This is a genomic window from Pseudoalteromonas sp. MQS005, assembly GCF_001661605.1.
Classification (GTDB): Bacteria; Pseudomonadota; Gammaproteobacteria; order Enterobacterales; family Alteromonadaceae; genus Pseudoalteromonas; species Pseudoalteromonas tetraodonis.
The window spans coordinates 1-21606 of record NZ_LYRQ01000002.1 but is presented as its reverse complement, the minus strand read 5'-3'; the positions used below and the strand labels follow the sequence as shown (position 1 = coordinate 21606).

Annotated in this window: 20 protein-coding genes; 12 read left to right on the top strand and 8 right to left on the bottom strand. The window is 39.7% G+C overall.

Annotated features, from left to right (window positions below; translation table 11 throughout):
- Positions 1 to 70: 70 nt before the first annotated feature.
- Together sucC and sucD are read left to right on the top strand one after the other, a co-directional pair.
- A complete protein-coding gene (sucC, locus tag A9479_RS01190; RefSeq protein WP_013465008.1) occupies positions 71 to 1237 on the top strand; it encodes an ADP-forming succinate--CoA ligase subunit beta in 1167 nt (388 codons plus the stop codon).
- Complete coding sequence (gene sucD, locus A9479_RS01185; RefSeq protein ID WP_024603036.1) at positions 1237 to 2109, top strand: succinate--CoA ligase subunit alpha; 873 nt, start codon at positions 1237 to 1239, stop codon at positions 2107 to 2109. The genes sucC and sucD overlap by 1 nt, the downstream gene beginning before the upstream one ends.
- A 76-nt stretch (positions 2110 to 2185) precedes the next feature.
- Here the strand turns inward: sucD and A9479_RS01180 are convergent, their stop codons facing one another.
- Positions 2186 to 3256, bottom strand: coding sequence for a DUF3083 family protein (locus A9479_RS01180; RefSeq protein ID WP_028835190.1), 1071 nt, complete (start codon positions 3254 to 3256; stop codon positions 2186 to 2188).
- Positions 3257 to 3470: 214 nt separating this feature from the next.
- Between A9479_RS01180 and glnS the strand changes: the two genes are divergently transcribed.
- Complete coding sequence (gene glnS, locus A9479_RS01175; protein ID WP_064662495.1) at positions 3471 to 5135, top strand: glutamine--tRNA ligase; 1665 nt, start codon at positions 3471 to 3473, stop codon at positions 5133 to 5135.
- Positions 5136 to 5207: 72 nt separating this feature from the next.
- Here the strand turns inward: glnS and fur are convergent, their stop codons facing one another.
- From fur to A9479_RS01150, 5 genes are all read right to left on the bottom strand, one after another.
- Complete coding sequence (gene fur, locus A9479_RS01170) at positions 5208 to 5651, bottom strand: ferric iron uptake transcriptional regulator (RefSeq protein WP_013465004.1); 444 nt, start codon at positions 5649 to 5651, stop codon at positions 5208 to 5210.
- Between the two features lie 183 nt (positions 5652 to 5834).
- The gene (gene fldA / locus A9479_RS01165; protein ID WP_008113772.1) at positions 5835 to 6362 is read right to left on the bottom strand and encodes a flavodoxin FldA; all 528 of its coding nucleotides are present in this window, start codon (positions 6360 to 6362) and stop codon (positions 5835 to 5837) included.
- 13 nt (positions 6363 to 6375) lie between these two features.
- On the bottom strand, positions 6376 to 6654 hold the full coding sequence (ybfE, locus tag A9479_RS01160) for a LexA regulated protein (RefSeq protein ID WP_008113775.1): 279 nt from the start codon (positions 6652 to 6654) through the stop codon (positions 6376 to 6378).
- A 2-nt stretch (positions 6655 to 6656) separates the two neighbouring features.
- Entirely contained in the window at positions 6657 to 6878 is a 222-nt protein-coding gene (locus tag A9479_RS01155; protein ID WP_008113777.1) for a DUF2788 domain-containing protein, read from the bottom strand.
- 95 nt (positions 6879 to 6973) lie between these two features.
- Entirely contained in the window at positions 6974 to 7741 is a 768-nt protein-coding gene (locus A9479_RS01150; RefSeq protein WP_064662494.1) for an alpha/beta fold hydrolase, read from the bottom strand.
- A gap of 489 nt (positions 7742 to 8230) precedes the next feature.
- Between A9479_RS01150 and seqA the strand changes: the two genes are divergently transcribed.
- From seqA to A9479_RS01120, 6 genes are all read left to right on the top strand, one after another.
- On the top strand, positions 8231 to 8815 hold the full coding sequence (seqA, locus tag A9479_RS01145) for a replication initiation negative regulator SeqA (RefSeq protein ID WP_008113782.1): 585 nt from the start codon (positions 8231 to 8233) through the stop codon (positions 8813 to 8815).
- A gap of 9 nt (positions 8816 to 8824) precedes the next feature.
- Positions 8825 to 10462, top strand: a complete 1638-nt coding sequence (gene pgm / locus A9479_RS01140) for a phosphoglucomutase (alpha-D-glucose-1,6-bisphosphate-dependent) (RefSeq protein WP_013465002.1) — start codon at positions 8825 to 8827, stop codon at positions 10460 to 10462.
- An 80-nt stretch (positions 10463 to 10542) separates the two neighbouring features.
- The gene (gene astE / locus A9479_RS01135; RefSeq protein ID WP_064662493.1) at positions 10543 to 11595 is read left to right on the top strand and encodes a succinylglutamate desuccinylase; all 1053 of its coding nucleotides are present in this window, start codon (positions 10543 to 10545) and stop codon (positions 11593 to 11595) included.
- 265 nt (positions 11596 to 11860) lie between these two features.
- Positions 11861 to 13075, top strand: coding sequence for a thiamine pyrophosphate-dependent dehydrogenase E1 component subunit alpha (locus tag A9479_RS01130; protein WP_064662492.1), 1215 nt, complete (start codon positions 11861 to 11863; stop codon positions 13073 to 13075).
- Positions 13075 to 14052 carry an alpha-ketoacid dehydrogenase subunit beta gene (locus A9479_RS01125; RefSeq protein ID WP_064662491.1) on the top strand — a complete coding sequence of 326 codons (978 nt, stop codon included), beginning with the start codon at positions 13075 to 13077 and terminating at the stop codon, positions 14050 to 14052. The genes A9479_RS01130 and A9479_RS01125 overlap by 1 nt, the downstream gene beginning before the upstream one ends.
- 8 nt (positions 14053 to 14060) lie before the next feature.
- Positions 14061 to 15629: a dihydrolipoyllysine-residue acetyltransferase gene (locus tag A9479_RS01120; RefSeq protein WP_058154663.1), complete on the top strand. Its 1569-nt coding sequence runs from the start codon at positions 14061 to 14063 to the stop codon at positions 15627 to 15629.
- 80 nt (positions 15630 to 15709) lie between these two features.
- Here the strand turns inward: A9479_RS01120 and A9479_RS01115 are convergent, their stop codons facing one another.
- Both A9479_RS01115 and A9479_RS01110 read right to left on the bottom strand, forming a co-directional pair.
- Positions 15710 to 16879: a putative manganese transporter gene (locus A9479_RS01115; protein ID WP_013464997.1), complete on the bottom strand. Its 1170-nt coding sequence runs from the start codon at positions 16877 to 16879 to the stop codon at positions 15710 to 15712.
- An 85-nt stretch (positions 16880 to 16964) separates the two neighbouring features.
- A complete protein-coding gene (locus A9479_RS01110; RefSeq protein ID WP_064662490.1) occupies positions 16965 to 18593 on the bottom strand; it encodes a M28 family metallopeptidase in 1629 nt (542 codons plus the stop codon).
- 106 nt (positions 18594 to 18699) lie between these two features.
- On the opposite strand from A9479_RS01110, the gene A9479_RS01105 reads away from it, so the two are divergent.
- From A9479_RS01105 to A9479_RS01095, 3 genes are read left to right on the top strand one after another with little or no spacing between them, the layout of a single operon-like run.
- Positions 18700 to 19512, top strand: coding sequence for a DUF3025 domain-containing protein (locus A9479_RS01105; RefSeq protein ID WP_064662489.1), 813 nt, complete (start codon positions 18700 to 18702; stop codon positions 19510 to 19512).
- A complete protein-coding gene (locus A9479_RS01100; RefSeq protein WP_033103409.1) occupies positions 19509 to 20297 on the top strand; it encodes an ABC transporter ATP-binding protein in 789 nt (262 codons plus the stop codon). The genes A9479_RS01105 and A9479_RS01100 overlap by 4 nt, the downstream gene beginning before the upstream one ends.
- Complete coding sequence (locus A9479_RS01095) at positions 20290 to 21498, top strand: ABC transporter permease (protein ID WP_064662488.1); 1209 nt, start codon at positions 20290 to 20292, stop codon at positions 21496 to 21498. Before A9479_RS01100 ends, A9479_RS01095 begins: the two co-directional genes overlap by 8 nt.
- Positions 21499 to 21606 lie beyond the last annotated feature (108 nt).

The window sequence follows — 21606 nt, the reverse complement described above, 5'->3', positions numbered from 1 at the left end:
GCAATTTGGGATAGTTGTTTATTTGCATAAATATTCAACTCTTTTAATATAAAAAATTGGATAAAGCATCATGAATTTGCATGAGTATCAGGCAAAACAACTTTTTGCCGAATATGGTTTACCAGTTTCTCAAGGTTTCGCTTGCGATACACCTGAAGAAGCTGCAGCAGCTGCTGAAAAGATTGGCGGCGATATGTGGGTTGTTAAAACTCAGGTTCACGCAGGTGGACGTGGTAAAGCTGGCGGTGTAAAGCTAGTTAAAACTATCGACGAAGTTAAAGCGTTTGCAGCTAACTGGTTAGGTAAAAACCTAGTTACTTACCAAACAGACGAGAAAGGCCAGCCAGTTGCTAAAATTTTAGTAGAAAGCTGTACTGACATCGCTAACGAACTGTACCTAGGTGCTGTTGTTGACCGTGCTTCTCGTAAAGTTGTGTTCATGGCGTCTACTGAAGGCGGCGTTGAAATTGAAACTGTTGCTGAAGAAACACCAGAACTTATCCACAAAGCTGAGATCGATCCATTAGTAGGTCCTCAAGCTTACCAAGCACGTGAGCTTGGTTTTAAATTGGGTCTTAACCCAACGCAAATGAAACAGTTTGTTAAGATCTTCATGGGTCTTGGTAATATGTTCAACGATTTCGATTTCGCATTACTTGAAATCAACCCGCTAGTAATCACAGATGAAGGTAACCTTCACTGTCTAGATGGTAAAATCGGTATCGATGGTAATGCACTTTACCGTCAACCTAAAATCCGTGAAATGCACGATCCATCTCAAGAAGATGCGCGTGAAGCTCACGCAGCAAGCTTCGAGCTTAACTACGTAGCCCTTGATGGTAACGTAGGTTGTATGGTTAACGGTGCAGGCCTAGCAATGGGTACTATGGACATCGTAAACCTACACGGTGGCAAGCCAGCTAACTTCCTAGATGTTGGTGGCGGCGCGACTAAAGAGCGTGTATCTGAAGCATTCAAAATTATCCTTTCAGATGACAACGTTAAAGCTGTTTTAGTTAACATCTTCGGCGGTATCGTTCGTTGTGACATGATTGCAGAAGGCATCATTGGTGCAGTTAAAGAAGTTGGCGTAAACGTACCAGTAGTTGTACGTTTAGAAGGTACTAATGCTGAACTAGGTCGTGAAGTACTTGCTAAGTCTGATCTAAACATCATCGCTGCTGAATCATTAACAGACGCGGCTGAAAAAGTTGTTGCTGCTGCGGAGGGCAAATAATGTCTGTATTAATCAATAAAGATACAAAAGTTATCTGTCAAGGTTTCACTGGTGGTCAAGGTACTTTCCACTCAGAGCAAGCGCTTGAGTACGGTACACAAATGGTTGGTGGTGTAAGCCCAGGTAAAGGCGGTCAAACGCACCTTGGTCTTCCAGTATTTAACACTGTACGTGATGCTGTAGAAGCAACTGGCGCAACTGCATCAGTTATCTACGTACCAGCACCTTTTTGTAAAGATGCAATCTTAGAAGCAATCGATGCGGGCATCGAGCTAATTGTTTGTATTACTGAAGGTATTCCTACACTTGATATGGTTGACGTTAAAGTTAAACTAGATCAAACAGGTACACGTATGATCGGTCCTAACTGTCCAGGTGTTATCACTCCTGGTGAGACTAAGATTGGTATCATGCCTGGTCACATCCACAAGCCTGGTAAAGTAGGTATTGTTTCACGCTCTGGTACTTTAACGTACGAAGCAGTTAAACAAACTACAGATGCTGGTTTTGGTCAGTCTACGTGTGTTGGTATTGGTGGCGACCCAATCCCAGGTACTAACTTTATCGACGTTTTAGAAATGTTCGAAAAAGACGACCAAACTGAAGCAATCGTAATGATTGGTGAAATTGGTGGTACTGCAGAAGAAGAAGCTGCAGAGTACATCAAAGCTAACGTAACTAAACCTGTTGTTTCTTACATTGCTGGTGTTACTGCACCAGAAGGTAAGCGTATGGGTCACGCTGGCGCAATCATCGCAGGCGGTAAAGGTACTGCTGATGAGAAATTTGCTGCATTAGAAGCTGCGGGCGTAAAAACTGTACGTTCACTGGCTGATATCGGTAAAGCACTTAAAGAAAAAACAGGCTGGTAATCAGCGGTTATTCTTTAAAAAAGGCTCGCAATTGCGAGCCTTTTTTATGTATGGCTAGAGCGTATTGCCCTTAATCTTAAAACGGGTAACTAATATGTTGAAAAAATCGCAGAGATAAATCTTGGCGCTGCTTATTAATAGCTAATTCATCACAGAATGCATGAACGGTTTTCTCTACTTGATTCATAAAGCGACCATAGCCAATCTCATGTTTATTATGCGCGGCGGCAACAATCACAAAATGCAGCGTCTCTACGAGTTTATTTTCATCAAAAAATACTTTCATTTGTGGCGCTGAATCTTCTATATCAAAACTAATTTTTTGTAACTCACCATTTCCCTCATTTCTATCTACTTCACTATTACGAATTATTGGCATTGCCCCATTGGCAACCATCGCTGCATGGGTGAGTTTGTTATCTTCACAAAGTTGAGTAAATAACTGCAAAAAGTGGTTATAAAACGGTTTATAAGTATGGCTATTAATTTGTGTTTGAAATTGCGTTTTAATATTACGTGACACGGGAATAGAGAAGGTGACGTAAGTCATTTCAGCATGGCTACTAGGTATTGCGCATTGTCTGGATTGATAACGAGGGTATAAACTTCTTAGTTTATATCCATAGCTTTCTTTATTACCTTTTTCTTTAGCGAATAAATCATAGGTTAAATGTTGATGATCGCGCAGCTTAAAGCTTGGCTGGTCTAAGAATAACTGATCTTGTAAATGACTCAATACTTTTTGTACATTGGTATGAAATTGCGCAGAGTGGGCACGTATATCTTCACCAGTAGCTAAAAACAATAGGCGTATTTTTTTACTTTGCTGATTTTCTGTGTGATGAAGTTTATGCGCTTCATGGTAACGAGGGTTATAAAAAAACAACATTTGCTTATCGGTTTCAAGTTGGTAAGACTCATCATGAAATCTCACCACGGGGAGTTTATCATTTGCGAGTAAATGGACATTATGCAGTTCATATTCATCACATGATGCAAATAACTGACGCGCAATTCGTTCATAGCAAGCATTAATATTACTGAAGTTTTTATAAAAATCTTCATTAGGTGTAATTTCGGCTAATAAGTAATGATTTGCACGTGCATTACTTGGAATATATATGCGGTGTTGATTTAATGAGGCCATCTTCGTTCCTTTAAGTTGGGGTTATTCGTTTACTATAAATCGCTTTAATGACTTTAATATTGCGCTAAAACAAATTTTGCTCATAAACTATCCCTTATCTAACAAACTTTGGTAATAACTGCATAAACCCGCATCTATTACTGTATGTTAAGGTTGGTTTTTGTAATAATGCAGTAGTTTTGTTATCACGCAATATACAGAGGTTTATAATCCTATGGCGGAAATCGAGAATCGCCCAAATAACTTTATTAGAACCCGAATTGATGAAGATTTAGCAAGTGGAAAACATGCCACAACGCATACCCGTTTTCCACCTGAACCTAATGGCTTTTTACATATTGGCCATGCAAAATCAATTTGCCTAAATTTTGGTATCGCCAAAGACTATAACGGTTTATGTAACCTTCGTTTTGACGATACAAACCCAGAAAAAGAAGATATTAACTACGTTAATTCAATTAAAGAAGACGTACAGTGGTTAGGGTTTAATTGGGATGGTGAGATTAAGTATTCGTCAAACTATTTTGATCTACTTTATGGTTATGCGGTAGAGCTTATTAATAAAGGCTTAGCGTATGTTTGTTTCTTAACTGCAGATCAAGCTCGCGAATACCGTGGTACATTAAAAGAGCCTGGTAATAACAGCCCATACCGCGAAACATCACCTGAAGAAAACCTCGCATTATTTGAAAAAATGCGTAACGGTGAATTTAAAGAAGGTGAATGTGTCCTTCGCGCTAAAATAGATATGGCCAGCTCATTTATGGTGCTGCGCGATCCAATTATATACCGTATACGTTTTGCTAATCATCATCAAACAGCGGATAAGTGGTGCATTTACCCAATGTACGACTTCACGCATTGTATTTCTGATGCACTTGAAGGCATTACTCATTCATTATGTACGCTAGAGTTCCAAGATAACCGTCGTTTATATGACTGGGTATTGGATAACATCAGCCTTGAATGTCACCCGCAACAAATTGAGTTTTCACGTTTAAACCTTGAATACACAATTATGTCAAAGCGTAAGCTTAATGACTTAGTGGTTAATAAGCACGTAGAAGGGTGGGATGATCCGCGTATGCCAACCATTGCGGGTCTGCGTCGTCGTGGTTATACACCAGCATCTGTTCGTGAATTTTGTCAGCGTATCGGTATTACCAAGCAAGAAAATATGGTTGAAATGGGTATGCTTGAAGCGTGTATCCGTGATGACTTAAACGAAAATGCTCCGCGTGCTATGGCTGTTCTTGATCCAGTGAAAATTGTGATTGAGAATTATGATGCCGATAAAGTAGAAACGCTTTCTGTGGCTAATCACCCAAATAAAGAAGAAATGGGTCGCCGTGAAGTGCCTTTCACGCGTGAAATTTTTATCGAACGCGAAGATTTCCGTGAAGAAGCGAACAATAAGTTTAAACGTTTAGTGCTTGATAAAGAAGTACGCTTACGTGGTGCTTATGTGATTAAGGCAGAGCGTGTTGAAAAAGACGACAATGGTGAAATTACAACTATTTACTGTACTTACGATCCTGAAACATTGGGTAAAAATCCAAGCGATGGTCGTAAAGTAAAAGGGGTTATTCATTGGGTATCTGCGCCTGAGTCAGTGACAGCTGAAGTACGTTTATATGACCGTTTATTCAGTGTGCCTAACCCTGCAGCCGCAGAGGACTTTGAAAGCACGTTAAACCCAGACTCATTAGTGGTTATTTCTAATGCTAAACTTGAACCTTCATTGGCTAATTCTGTACCTGCACAAGGTTTTCAGTTTGAGCGTACCGGTTATTTCTCACGTGATACTAAATCAGAAAACGTGGTATTTAACCAAACGGTAGGCTTACGTGATTCGTGGGCTAAAATAGAGCACAAATAATACTGCTCTATTTTTTAGTTATAAAAAAACCTGCTTAATCGCAGGTTTTTTTTTATTAAACTAAATAGGCTTTTAACTATTGCTTTGCGCAAACGCTTTACACGCGTCTTTATCTTCACATTCGCCATATAGGTAAAGAGAGTGATTGGTCAGCTTAATACCGTTTTCTTCAGCTATTTCAAGTTGACGACGTTCAATTAAATCATCTTCAAACTCAACAACCTTGCCACATTTTAAACACACTAAGTGGTCATGGTGAGTGCTGCCAGAAAGTTCAAATACTGACTTACCGCCTTCAAAGTGGTGACGGCTTACAATTCCTGCATCATCAAATTGGTTTAAAACACGGTAAACAGTCGCAAGACCAATTTCTTCGCCTAGATCTAATAAAACCTTGTAAACATCTTCAGCGCTTATGTGTTGGTTATCTGGAGATTGAAGAATCTCTAAAATTTTAATACGCGGTAAAGTTACCTTTAGCCCGGCTTTTTTAAGTTCCAAGTTATGATCAGTCATTAAATCTGTCTCAATTTTATTTAGTTATACTAGACATCTTGCAAGATGTACTCGTCACAATAACAGTTAGGATAACGTGCCTTAGCAGGAAGTGCAAAGAACAATTGATCTATATCAATATTAACGCGAAAAATGCTAACTGTTTGATAATATTTTAAACAGTTAGCATTTAAAAGGGGGGGATTAATCTGCTAACTCACTTAAGCACATTTCATCATATACCTGAGCACACCACTGCTTAACACGCTGCTCAGTCAATTCTGGCTGACGGTCTTCATCAATACCTAAACCAACAAAATGTTTGTCATCAGCCATGCCTTTTGATGCTTCAAAATCATAACTGTCTGTTGGCCAATGGCCAACAACAATAGCGCCACGTTCTGTTACGATATCGTTGATCATGCCCATAGCATCTAAGAAGTATTCTGCATAGTCTTCTTGGTCGCCACAGCCAAAAATAGCCACTAGTTTACCTTCAAAGCTTACTTCTTCAAGCTCAGGAAAGAAATCATCCCAATCACATTGTGCTTCACCATAATACCAAGTTGGAATACCGAATAAGATCAGATCAAACTCAGCAATCTCTTCTTTAGAGCTTTTTGCAATGTCATGCACAGCAACGAGCTTTTTACCCAATTCTTTTTGGATCATTTTTGCTACGTGTTCTGTGTTACCTGTGTCACTTCCGAAAAAAATGCCTACACTTGCCATGGATTTAAACCTTTTATCTATCAATAGCCAATCTTTCTTGTAAAATTGTTTCGATCAACGCACTGCGGCTAATATTTTGTGCATCTGCCATATCACTCAGTGCCTGATACAGCTGTGACGAAACTTTAAATTCAACACGCTTTAAACCACGTGCCTTATCTCTTTTTATTTGATTACGTTTATTAACCTTTAACTGCATATCCCGAGGAAGGGGATTAGTTTTAGGTCTACCTGGACGTTTCTCGTATTCAAATAAATCAAGCGTTGTTCTATCTGTTTCTGACTTGGCCATGCTTAACCTACACCCGCACCTTGCCAAAATACCTGAATAAGTCCTTTGGCAATAAAGCCAGAGCAACCTAAAAAGAGTACCAGCCACACAATATAACGACCAAATTTAGGCACATTGCCGCTTTTCAGTACGTCTTTAATTGCCAAGCCGATAAAAATAAAAATACCTGCTAAGCCAAAATACAACCCTAAGGTATCAAATTCGTTAATAAACTGACTGACCATCGACGTATAACCTTTAAATTAAACGGCGCGTACTATAGCACATAAATCTTTAATTATTTAGTGTGATAAATCAAAAACACGCCATAAAAATAACATTAAACTGCAGTTAAAAAATCATTGATTGCTTTGTTTACAGCCTGTGGTTTTTGGGCATGTAACCAATGACCCGCACCATGAATGATTTTTGCACTGACGTTTGTAAACAGCGCATTAATCGCTTCGCGATGCTCGGTTAAAATGTAGTCAGAGTCATTACCTTTAATAAACAGAGTTTCGCACAAACAAGAATTATTTGCATTAATGTTTGCTGTAATAGTTGAATATTTATCATCGAGCACAGGTAAATTAAAGCGCCAAACAAAGTGCCCATCATCATTTTTATATAAGCTTTTTAATAAAAACTGACGTACACCTATCTCCTCTATATACGGTTGCATTACTAAATCAGCTTGCTTTCTATCACTAATATCTGCATTTTTTACTGCATTTAAAGCCTCAAGTATTTGGGTATGGCGCGCAGGGTAGCTCACAGGCGCAATATCAAGAACCACTAGTTTATCGACTAAATCAGTATGGCTCAGTGCTATTTGCATCGCCACTTTGCCGCCCATAGAGTGCCCAACCAGATGCGCTTTTTGTATGTTTAATGCCGTCATTAATTCAACAACGTCATTAGCCATTGCAGTATAATCCATTTCATCGCTGTGGGGCGAAAGGCCATGATTACGTAAATCAACGTTGGTTACACAAAAATGCTCGCTTAATGGCTTTGCAATCACATTAAGGTTTTCTAAAGAGCCAAACAGTCCATGGATCAAAATAACATTTGGACCTTGACCAATTTGTTTGTAATTTAATTGCATAGACGTCTCCTTCAATTTTGCGCATAGTTTGCCGAGCATTACCCTAAAAAGCAAAAAATACAGATATTATTTGTATGTTGGACTCAAAAATACCTAGCTTCCTGATTATTTGGTCATTATTAATTACTATTATGTTTAGGGGCGCGTGGGTTGTAACTCGCATTTCTAACTGGATTGGGTATATACCCAAACCATCACAAGATACAGAATTCAGCGTTTCACCGGGGCTTAATATCAAGGCGTTAGTTTGCAACAATGGTGATCCCTTTTAAAAATTAACAACGATGAGAGTAAGTTCCTGTGAAACGCCCAGAGGGTTGGTTTAAAAGCGATTTATACTGCGTTATTGGTTTTAGCAATAGAACGACTATTGTTTGCAATCAATGCCTTGCCTAAATCGCTTTTAATTCCAACTGAAACTCGCATCTTGAGGTGATTTGGGTATAATCATATCGAAAGAAAAATGTGACCCGTAATGACAGGAAGAACATGAAACAAATCGACATAGACGACGAGTTATATCAGTACATTGCAAGCAATACACAGAGTATTGGTGAGAGTGCATCCACTATTTTACGTCGTTTATTAAATCTCAACGGCGAAAAAATTAACACCACTAAATTAGACACTGATCATAAAAATGAAACCGTTAGTGTGTCTAATTCATCACTAGAACAACCTATAGCAGACGTTGAACAGCCAACCCAAGTGGCAAAACCGCCGGTAAATAAAAAGAATGCGAACGTATTTAACATTTTAAATAAAGAAGAGCTGGCAATGCAAAAAGGTGTTGTTGGTCGTTTCTTATTTATATTAAGTGCATTTTACCGAACGCACAAAACAGACTTCTCTGCGGTGCTAGATATTAAAGGTCGAGATCGTGTTTACTTCGCGACCAGTAAAGAAGACTTAGTGAATAGCGGCAGTAGTATGAACCCTAAAAACATCACCGACAGTGAATATTGGGTGATGACAAATTCAAATACTACTCGTAAAAAAATGATGCTGCATGAAGTTGCACTTAGCTTAGGCTATAGCAATGAGCAAGCTGAAAAAATTCGTGATTATCTTTAAGGAAAGACCATGGCAATTCATTCCGGCGCAGGTAAAACTGCACCACAATCGGCTTTAGTGAATGTACCAAAGTTAGTGTCTGCGTATTATTTAAATGAGCCTGACTTAGAGCAAAACCCCGAGCATTGTGTTGCATTTGGCACCTCAGGGCATCGAGGCTGTGCCTACGATGTAAAATTTAACGAATCGCACATATTATCAATTACCCAAGCTATTTGTGATTACAGAAAACAGAACGATATATTTGGTCCGTTATTTTTAGGTAAAGATACCCACGCACTGAGCGAGGCGGCCTTTAACTCAGCAATAGAAGTGTTGGTTGCTAATGAAGTGCAAGTGATCACCCAAGAAAATGGTGACTTTACTCCAACGCCAGTTATTAGCCATGCTATTGTTAGTTATAATAAAAATCATCCTAACGAGCTTGCCGATGGCATTGTAGTGACTCCATCTCATAATCCACCAGAAGATGGCGGTTTTAAATATAACCCGCCCAATGGCGGTCCTGCAGATACAGACGTTACAAAATGGATTGAAGACAGAGCCAATCAATTATTATTAGAAGACTTAGTTGAAGTAGAACTGTTTCCTTTTGCTAAAGCTTCACGTTCTGGTTTTATTCGCTACGAAGATTTAATGACGCCTTATATTGATGATTTAAAAAACATTATTAATTTAAAAGCGATTAGCGATGCAGGCATCAAGATTGGTATTGATCCATTAGGTGGCTCAGGCATTAACTTTTGGCCAGTGATTGCGCAAAAATATAATTTAGATTTAACGGTCGTTAATGACAGTGTTGATCCACGTTTTGCATTTATGCCGCTTGATAAAGATGGCAAAATTCGTATGGATTGCTCATCACCTTATTCAATGGCTAATTTAATTGCCCTTAAAGATGATTTTGATTTATCGATTGGTAATGACCCTGATTATGACCGTCACGGTATAGTAACACCAGATGGGTTAATGAATCCTAATCACTTTTTAGCCGTAGCGATTGACTATTTACTAACGCATCGTGATTGGGATGCCAGTGTTGAAATCGGTAAAACCCTTGTTTCTAGCTCAATGATTGACAAGGTAACTGAGCGCAACAAGCGTAAAGTAAAAGAAGTACCCGTTGGCTTTAAATGGTTTGTTGAGGGTTTAAACAAAGGCAAATTGGCCTTTGGTGGTGAAGAAAGCGCTGGTGCGGCTTTCTTACGTTTTGATGGCACGGTTTGGTGTACAGATAAAGATGGCTTTATCATGGGCTTACTCGCCGCTGAAATTCTTGCAGTTACAGGTAAAACACCGTCTGCGCTGTATAAAGAACTAGAGCAAGAATTTGGTGCGCCACTTTATAAACGCCTAGATGCGCCAGCAACGCCTGAGCAAAAGTCGCGATTAAAAGCACTCAGTGCTGATGACGTAAAAGCAGATACCTTAGCGGGTGAGCCTATTTTACAAAAGCTAACTCATGCGCCAGGTAATAATGCAGCTATTGGTGGGCTAAAAGTGGTAACTGAAAGCGGCTGGTTTGCGGCGCGTCCGTCAGGTACGGAAGATATTTATAAAATTTACTTAGAATCATTTAAAGGCGAAGAGCACTTAGCCTTATTAGAAAAAGAAGCTAAAAAACTGGTTGATTCAGTGATTAGCTAATATGCAATTACAACTAAAAACGGCTGATTTTATCAGCCGTTTTTGTATCTATAATTTAAAATAAAAGGGCTTTTATCGTTATGTCAGCCACTGCAGAATATATTAATCAATTAAAACAAGATGGTGATTTTTTAACGCTTTCGCGAAACCATGAATGGCATTTAGAGGCAGGTCAATTTACGCTTAATAACAATACTCAGGTTACCATACACGATACCGGAGTGATTGAGTTTGAACCTGATTGTATAACGTCAAAAAATGTGGTGCTATCCAGTGCCATTCATGGCAATGAGACAGCCCCCATTGAAATTTGCGATGAACTCATTAAACACATTATTAGTGAGCAACTTGAATTACAACAACGTGTTTTATTTATTTTTGGTAATCCTCAGTCAATTAATATTGGTAAACGATTTGTAGAAGAGAACTTAAACCGCTTGTTTAACGGCCACCACACTGTTGATGGCATAGCGATGAACGACGAACGTGTTCGTGCTGATAAACTTGAGCAATATGTTAGCGATTTTTATGCGCGTTCAGAGCAGGGTACGTATCGCTGTCATTATGATTTACATACCGCTATTCGCGGTTCTAAAAACGAAAAATTTGCTGTTTACCCATTCTTACATGGCAAGCCTTGGAAAAAGTCGCAACTGCAGTTCTTATTAAGCTGTGGTGTAAATACAGTATTGATGATGAAGTCGCCTGCTACCACGTTTAGCTACTATTCGTCGTTTGTGCATGGGGCTGACTCATTTACTGTAGAGCTTGGGCAAGTGAAACCCTTTGGTGAAAACGACATGTCACGCTTTGCAAAAACAAAACAAACTCTAACTGCATTAATTAGCCAAAAAGAAGTAAAATACCCAGAATTTAATGCAAGCGACTTTGAGTTGTTTTCTGTTCATCGTACTATTAACCGCACAGAGCAAAACTTTAGTTTTCCGTTTTCTGACGATGCCGAGAATTTTACAGGGTTTGCAAAGGGTGAGCTTTTAGCCACCGATGGCGATAATGCCATATATGCCGACGTAGAAGGGGAAGCAATTATTTTTCCTAACGCACAGGTTGCCATTGGGCAACGTGCATTACTCACGGTAGTCCCTATGCAAGTGGATAGCCGCTTTAGCTAAATCAACACATCAGACCACTTGTTATGAAAGTTTAACCAACTGATTAATAAGTGGTTAATTTTATGTATAGTTAACTTGCCAGTTTTTTGCTCATTATTTACTTTTCTTTGGTCACAGTTTTGTTGAATAACACTTTACGTTAACGTAAAGTGTTGGCAGCTTTAATTAAATACAGTGCAGATGTTGCAAAGTTTATTCAGCAACTATCACCCATAATAATAATCCAAAGGGGCGCTGTGATACCGACAACAAAAGAAGGTAGGTTATGAGTAATCCCAATAACGTATCGCTGAATATTAATCATGAGCTTGAGTTTATTGACGGCCACGCACTTAATATTCCAACCCTGAGTATTTTAACTGAGGACGGCGACATTCATCCTAGTGCTCCTGCACCTGATATTTCTAAACACACCGCTATTAAATTATACGAAACCATGCGTTTTATTCGTTTATTGGATGAACGTATGCAGGGTGCTCAACGCCAAGGGCGTGTTAGCTTTTACATGCAGTGTTTAGGGGAAGAAGCGGCGGTAACAGCCTCTGCTGCAGCCCTTGATCAAGATGACATGATCATGGCGCAATATCGTGAACAAGCAGCCTTACACTATCGTGGTTTTACCCTTGATCAATTTATGAACCAAATGTTTTCTAATGAATTAGATTTAGGTAAAGGCCGTCAAATGCCGATCCATTATGGCTCTAAAGCACTTAACTACATGACCATTTCATCACCTTTGGGAACACAAATTCCACAGGCTACGGGTTACGCATATGGTCAAAAAGTAAAACACATTGATGCTAAAACAGGTGAACTAGCAAGTACTATTGATAACGTTACTATTTGTTATTTTGGTGAAGGGGCTGCCTCAGAAGGTGACTTTCATGCAGGCTTAAATATGGCTGCAGTACATAAAGCACCGGTTATCTTTTTTGCACGTAACAATGGTTATGCTATTTCAACCCCAGCCGATGAGCAATTTAAAGGCGATGGGATTGCATCGCGTGGTGTGGGTTATGGTATTAAAACCATTCGTGTTGATGGCAGTGATGCGCTCGCCGTCTACGCGGCTACTAAAAAAGCCCGCGAAATTGCTGCAACACAAGGTGAACCGGTATTAATTGAATCGATAGCGTATCGTTTAGGTGCGCATTCAACATCAGATGATCCAAGCGGTTACCGTTCAAAAGATGAAGAAGCAAACTATAAAACATGCCCAATTGAGCGCTTTAGAAAGTGGTTAGTAAAACAAAATTGGTTAGATGACGCAGAAGATATCAAAGCGAAAGAAACAATTCGTGATGATATTTTAGCGGCACTAAAACGCGCTGAAGTAATTGATAAGCCGGCGTTAGAAGAGCTAATTTCAGATGTTTACGATACGCCAATTCCATCTTTACAACGTCAATATGATGAACTTAAAACGCATATAAAAGCACATCCAGACGCTTACCCAACAACAGCAGGGAGAATTAAGTAATGGCTAAAATGAACATGCTACATGCAATTAATTCTGCTTTAGATATCACCATGAATGAACATCCTCAAGCGTGTATTTTTGGTGAAGACGTGGGTTATTTTGGCGGTGTTTTTAGAGCGACATCAGGGTTACAAGAAAAGTACGGTAAGCATCGCGTATTCAATACCCCGCTCACAGAGCAAGGTATTTTAGGCTTTGCAAATGGTTTGGCAGCCTTTGGTGCACCTGCATTGGCAGAGATTCAATTTGCTGATTACATCTTTCCTGCGTTTGACCAAATAGTGAATGAATCGGCTAAGTTTCGTTATCGTAGTGGTAATGAGTTTAATGTGGGTAATCTAACGATTCGTACACCTTACGGTGGCGGTATTGCTGGTGGTTTGTATCACTCGCAATCGCCAGAAGCGTACTTTGCTCACACGCCAGGGTTAAAAATTGTCGTGCCGCGTAACCCGTACCAAGCTAAAGGCTTACTGCGTGGGTGTATTAAAGACGACAACCCAGTGCTATTTTTTGAGCCCAAACGTTTATACCGCGCTTCAACTGGTGAAGTGCCTGAAGAAGATTACAGCATTGAACTTGGTAAAGCTGAAGTGGTTCAAGAGGGTACTGACGTTACTTTATTAGCGTGGGGTGCACAAATGGAAATTATAGAAGCAGCGGCAAAGCAAGCCAGTGAACAGGGCATTAGCTGTGAAGTGATTGACCTTCGCAGTATTTTACCATGGGATGTTGAAACGATTGCTAAATCAGTGACTAAAACAGGCCGTCTTATTGTTAGTCATGAAGCACCTATTACTAACGGTTTTGGCGCAGAAATAGCCGCAACCATCGCTCAAGAGTGTTTTCTGCATTTAGAGTCGCCTATTTTACGTGTGTGTGGTTTAGATACGCCATACCCGCTGGCGCTCGAAAAAGAATATGTTCCAGATGCATTAAAAGTAATGGCCGCAATTAAACAATCAGTGAACTTTTAGGGGTTTCCATGGCTAAAGATTTTATATTACCCGACATTGGTGAAGGCATAGTTGAATGCGAAGTAGTCGAATGGCTGGTACAAGAAGGCGACACTGTAAAAGAAGATCAGCCTATTTGTGATGTGATGACAGATAAAGCCTTAGTGCAAATTCCAGCGGTACACGATGGGGTGATCACTAAGCTGCATTGTAAAAAAGGCGATATTGCTAAAGTACATGCGCCGTTATTTGCAATGGATGTTGCCGGTGAAGCGCCTAGTGAAGAGACTCAAACAGCTTCTTCACCAACAAGTACTCGTGAACACTTAGAAGACTTTATTTTACCCGACATTGGTGAAGGTATTGTTGAGTGTGAAATTGTTGAATGGTTAGTGGCAGAGGGCGATGAAATAGAAGAAGACCAAGCCGTTTGTGATGTAATGACCGATAAAGCATTAGTACAAATACCGGCTAAATACACCGGTACAGTGCAAAAGCTGTATTATCAAAAAGGTGAAATTGCAAAGGTGCATAGCCCATTATTTCAAATGACGGTTGCAGGGCAAGTCGCAAAAGAAGACGTTGATGTTAACCAAGCAGTTGTAAAAGCACAAAGTAACGCAACGTCAGACGCACCTGCTAAGCAAACGCAAACTGCAATAGTTAACGAAAAAGCGGTTGCATCACCGGCGGTTAGGCGTAAAGCGCGTGAGCTTGACGTTGATTTAACCTGCGTACCAGGTAGTGGTAAAAATGGCCGTATTTATAAACAAGATATTGAGGCGTTTATAAAAAATGAAGTGCCATCTGGCATGGATACCTCTGAGCTTAACAAGCCACAAACGACTCAGAGTAAAAACACTCGTAGTACTGAACACGCAACTAGCGCGGGTGGAACGCGAACAGAAGTAATTAAAGGCATTAAAGCGGCCATGGCAAAACAAATGGTGGCTTCAGTTTCAACGATTCCGCACTTTACTTACAGTGACGAAATTGATCTAACTGATTTAATTGCACTTCGAACTGATCTTAAAGAGCAATATAAAGCACAGGGCGTTAAACTTACGATGATGCCGTTTTTTATTAAGGCATTATCTTTGGCAATGACTGAATTCCCGGTACTTAACTCAAAAGTAAATGATGATTGCAGTGAAATTACCTACTATGATGATCACAATATTGGGGTTGCAGTGGACTCTAAAGTGGGCTTATTAGTACCAAATATTAAAGCCTGCCAAACTAAGAGTATTGTAGAGGTGGCTAATAATTTAACGCAATTAACTGACTCAGCTCGAGAAGGCCGCGTAGCACCAGATGATTTAAAAGGCGGTACTATTAGTATTTCTAATATTGGTGCAATTGGTGGCACTATAGCTACACCAATTATTAATAAGCCAGAAGTGGCGATTGTTGCCTTAGGTAAATTACAGCACCTTCCGCGCTTTGACGAGCAAGGGCAAGTGGTATCGCGTGCAATTATGCAAGTAAGTTGGTCAGGGGATCACCGTGTAATTGATGGCGGCACTATCGCGCGCTTTAATAATTTATGGAAAGAATACTTAGAGCAGCCAGCTAAAATGATGATGGCTATGCGCTAAGTCTTTATATTCATTTATAAATTAAAAAACCAGCAACTAGCTGGTTTTTTTATAACTAAATAAATAAAAGCTAGACTGATTTAGCTCAGAAAATACAGGCCATAACCAACCATTAATGCCGGTATGGCGGTATAAATTGTAGCAATAATAGCCGCTTTAGGTGTCATGGCAATGGCTGGGAAAAGCGCATCGCCATCGTTGGAAATGGCATTGGCCGCTAATGCGCTAAACGGAATAACCCCTTGAATATATAAAGTGGTAACAATTATTTGCGGGCCACAGCCAGGTAAAAAACCAATTAATACCGCTATGAGCGGGGCCATATAAGCATAATTTAAAAACCATGTTTTTAAGTCAAGGCCAAACACTGTTACCAGTAGTTCAAATAATATAAAGGAGGCAACCACCCACGCGGTTACAAAATGAGTATCTTGCAGTACTTTTGTGAGTTTTGAAGGTGGACTGCATATATCATCTTCTGAGGTTACTTCTTTATAGCTTTCACCTTTTGAAGATAACGCCCACATAAATACGACAAACAACGCCATTAATGCGCCAAAATGAGTAACAGTGAATGTGGTGTACTGCCCAAATTGGCTCAAATCAATATTAAAAGCGAGTAAAAAGGCAATGAGTAACCCCGGAATAATAGCGATGTACCAAATAGGCTTACTGAGCGTAATTATCTTCGTCGGTAAAAGGGTAATCTGTGGTGTGTGCTTTTGATCAGTTGGGCATAAGTAGCCTGTTTTATGAAGTGTGTTGACGATTAAACCCGTTACAGAACCAACCACAAACCCTATTGCCATGATGGTTAAACCCTCGGTAGGGCGAGTCGCTAATAATAAAAACGCGGCATCACCCATAGTCGCCGTTAATACAGCCACAATTGCGCCAAAGCTAGCTTGGCCTTTTGTAAATTGAGTCACCACAATAATCGCGCCACCACAGCCTGGTAACATGCCTAAAAAAGCAGCAAAGCTGACCTCTAATACCGGTGACTTAGCATTTAGGTAACGAAGCTCTAGTTGGGGTAAATGATCAATCGCGTAGTAGTAAATAAATAAGGTCGCAGCAACAAACACACTCACTTGAAAAAAAGCATCACTGAGTGCAGTAATTGTTATGGTGCGTAAATCGGGCAGGGCTAAACAGACTAAAATTAACAGAGGTAAAATTAGGCGTTTATTTTGATGAAAAACACGTTTTGCAGCTGGCGAAATAACTCCTAAATGGGATGTTAAAAACATACAGTACGACCTAATTAAAGAATGAGATCGCACTGTACTATTTTGTTAAATGATAACCAATATCATTTAAGTGTTGCCGCAGTAGTTACTTTTTACGTTGAAACTCTGAGTTTTCATTCCACGTAGGCCACTGAGTTTGTTGTGAAATATCAAAACCTACTTTATAAAATAATTGTAAATCTTGAACCGCACCTGATAAATCCCACTCATCGCGGTATCTATCACAAGGTTGATGGTAACAACCACGCAGTACTAAGCTCATACGCTTACGGTAATTTGCAGTTTCATCGTCAAACGCTTGTGTACCGCCACCGGCATACATGGCAGGAACACCCATATTAGCAAAGGCAAAGTGATCTGAGCGGTAGTAGCCACCTGAAGATGGTTTAGGGTCGCCCGATACTGTTCTGCCTTGCTCTTTGGCCGCAGTTGCTAATAGCTCATCCATTTGTGATTTACCAATACCCACCACACTAATATCTTTTACTTTACCTAATAGGTTTAAGCTGTCCATATTAATATTTGCAACGGTTTTATTAGCTGGAATAACTGGATTCGCGGCATAATATTTCGAGCCTAATAAACCTTGCTCTTCAGCGGTTACCGCTAAAAAGGTCATTGAACGGTCAGGGCGTTTACCTAGTTTGGTAAAGGCTTCGGCAACTTCTATCATACCGGCTGTACCTGTTGCGTTATCGTGTGCGCCGTTATAAATTTGATCGCCTTTACGGCTTTTATCCGTTCCTAAATGATCCCAATGCGCAGAGTAAATAATATGCTCATCGGGTGTTTTACTACCAGGAAGAGTGGCAATAAAGTTATAAGATACCGATTTTTTGATGGTGTTCTTTACATTCACAGTGGCTGTTAAATCGCCCATATCAACATGGTAAGCACCTTTGGCAGCGTTTGCTTTGGCGGTTTCAAAATCAAGGCCTGCTTTAGAAAAAAGTTCTTTTGCTACATCAACAGTAACCCAACCTTCAACAGCAACACGGTCCATATTATTGTTTTCTTTTACGAAACCAAATTGCTCGCCACTCCATGAGTTCTCAACCACAGACCAAGGGTAAGACGCTGGAGCAGTTTCATGAATAATAATAGCGCCTGCAGCACCTTGACGGCTTGCTTCTTCGTATTTGTAAGTCCAACGCCCGTAATAGGTCATTGCATCGCCGGTGAATAAAGCAGGATCTTTAGTTGCAAAACCCGGATCGTTTACCAGCATAACAACGGTTTTACCTTTAACATCTAGGCCTTCGTAATCATTCCAGTTATATTCAGGTGCGTTAACACCGTAGCCCACAAATACAAGCTCCGAGTTTTCAATTCCTTCTTGCGCACTAATACGGCTACTACCCATAACCATGTCTTTTTTGTATTGGTAGTCTTTACCGCCAATATTAAGCACCATATCAGAGTCTGCTTCTAACGATACAAGCGGCACTTCTTGGAAAAAGCTGTCGCCATTACCCGGCTCAAAGCCTAAAGCAGTAAATTCTTTTGTTAAGTAATCAAGCGTAAGCTTTTCACCTTCAGATGAAGGAGCACGTCCACCAAATTCATCAGAAGCTAACACTTTTACATGCTTAGCAATTTCATCCGCTTGAATGCTGTTGTAGCCTTTAGCGACATCATCAGATGTAATACTTGTTGTTGCACAGCCGGCTAAAATTGCCGTTGTTATTAGGGTCAAAGAAAAATAACGTTTCATATTGGCTCTTTTTTGTTCTAAGTGGCATTAGTATATGAACTTCTGTTAATTAGAACCAGTTTATGCGGTAAACTGTTGCTGATAAAAATGTACAGTAAAGGTAACAATGAAGCGTTTTACTCCCCCAGAACAATTTCAAGTAACGAGTATAAATGGAGGTGCATTTGAGCACCTTCGTCAGCTGTTTAAAATAGATCAGCAAACAGACTGGCCTGAGCCTGCGTACTTTACCCCGTATTTAAACGCCATCAATGCTAATAATCTGCCAATTCGTTTTGTCGATGATGCCAAGGTTGATTTTGCTGAGCGCTATTATGAACAAGTCATTTTTGAAACAGGGGACGTGCCCACCCGACAACAAAACTGGCATGATCTGTTTGGTGGTTTTATTTGGTGCTTATTTCCAAAAACAAAAGCCCTTATTAATCAGCGTCATGTTCATGAAATAGCGTTGCATGGATTAAAACAACGAAGTAAACACCGTAACGCACTGACCTTGTTTGACGAGTGTGGGGTTGTGCTAGCTGTCAGCGAATCACAGTGGAAAGAGTGGTTAAGAGATCATCAATGGAAAACTGCATTTGTAGAGCACAAAGTACAGTGGGGTAAAACCATTGCGCCTTTCATGTTTGGCCATGCTAATTATGAAATGTTAACCAAACCTTATATTGGACTGACTGGCAAAGCCTTATTTGTAAATGTACCGGATGAAATATTTTGTAAAGATTTAGTAACTCAATACCAGTACCTAGATCAGCGCCTTTATGAGATGATTAAAACTGATGATTGTTTAGCCGATAACAAACAGCTTTCACCTTTACCTTTATTAGGTGTTCCTGGTTGGTGTGATGAGAATAACAATCCATCATTTTACGATAACACGGACTATTTTAGACCGAAACGAAGGACACGAAAATGATAGAAGTTACCGCGCTTAAAAAGAAATTTAAGCTCACTAAAGATCATAAAAAAAATAAAATAGATGATATAGACCCCCGTGAAGATAAAGATTATTTTCACTCGGTTAAAAATGTCAGCTTTAGCTGTGCAAAAGGCGAAGTACTAGGGCTATTAGGACCGAATGGCGCGGGCAAAACCACGACATTAAGAATGATCTCTACCGCTTTAAAACCTGATGATGGCAGTATTACTATTGCAGGAAACGACATAATTAAAAAGCCACTCATTGGGCGCAAGTGTATTGGTTTTTTATCCGGCTCTACTGGTTTATATGGCCGTTTAACGGTAAAAGAAAATATCGAATATTTTGCAAAGCTACATGGCATGAGCAAGCAGGCTATTAAGGCACGCTGTGAAGAATTATTTACCTTACTCGATATGCATAAATTTATTGATAAACGCGCTGAGAACCTATCAACCGGCATGAAGCAAAAAGCCAACATTGCGCGTGCTGTGGTACATCACCCAGACGTTGTTATTCTCGATGAGCCAACTACCGGCCTCGATATTATGACCACCCAAACGGTGATTAACTTTATTAAAGGCTTAAAGGCACAAGGTACTCCTGTTATTTTTTCTACGCATCATTTAGATGAAGTTGCGCTTTTATGTGACCGCGTTGCGGTAATTAATGAAGGCGTTAGTTGTTTTGATGGCACGCTTGCTGAATTTAAACAAGCGGGTAACAGCGAAGAATTAAACCAAGCGTTTATGAACATATTAACGGAGAAACATGATGTTTGAAGTATTTAAAAAGGAATTAACAGAGCTACTACGCGATAAAAAAACTTTATTGTTCGTGGTGGTATTTCCTATTGTGGTTTTCCCGTTGTTATTTGCTGTGGTTGCGTTTATATCCTCGCAAGCTGCGCTTGATGCTGAACAAAAAGTAAATACCTATGTGATTATCAATGGCGACTATGCACCAGAATTTACTGATAAAGTGTTTTATCACAAAAGCTTTGAAATATATAAAGGTGATAAAACCTTCAACAGTGTTGAGGAGCTAAAAGCTGGTGTAAACGCCGGCGATATCGATATGGGAATATACCTGCCAAGTGATGCAGTGCAAACATTAAATGAGCAACAGCAAAGCGAATGGCAAGTTGTATTTAATGATTCAAAATCAATTAACTTCTTATTTGAGCGTGTCAAAGAGCTTGCTAAAGAGTACAGCGATACTTTACAAGAAAGTAAATTATTGAGCTTTGGTATAGATAAAAGCGCACAAGAATCTATTTTAAAGCCAGTTAATGTAGTTAAAGTAGACACTGCCGATAAGCGCGAAAACCTAGGTGAAAAAGTGGGTGGGTTTTTACCTTATCTACTTATTCCGTTAGTACTGGTAGGCGCAACGTATCCAGCTATTGATTTAGGGGCCGGTGAAAAAGAACGAGGTACCTTAGAAACTTTATTACTTACACCTATTACTCGTACCGAGCTAGTATTGGGTAAATTCATTACTCTACTCACTACGTCAATTGCATCAACCACGATAACCGTTATTAGTATGGGGTGTTGGATAGCCTTAGCGCTGGCTTTTGCTGATCTTGAATTTATCAAAGCCGCTTTTAGTACATTGGCTATCACAGACTTACTGATGATTTTTGTCTTATTATTGCCTATAGCTGCAACCTTTTCTGCATTAGCTCTGGCAATATCAATCTATGCACGCTCGTTTAAAGAAGCGCAAAATTACATGACGCCATTAAGTATGGTCGTGTTTTTCCCGATTATTATTTCAATAATGCCTAACATGGAACTGACCTCGAAAACGGCGTTTATTCCGGTAACTAACGTCGCCTTAGCGATTAAAGAAATTGTTAAAGGCACCGTTGATTACACGCTGGTTGGATTGATATTCCTAGCAACAGCACTCATCGCTGGGGCACTACTGGCATTTTGTGTGAAATGGTTTAACCGTGAAGATGTGTTGTTTAGATAATTCATAAGTATAAAAAGGTCGCAGAGCGACCTTTTTTATTAATTATTATTAGGTTTTAGTGCTGAAATGAGTACTTAAAAAATCGAGCTTGGCTTACAGGAATTAATA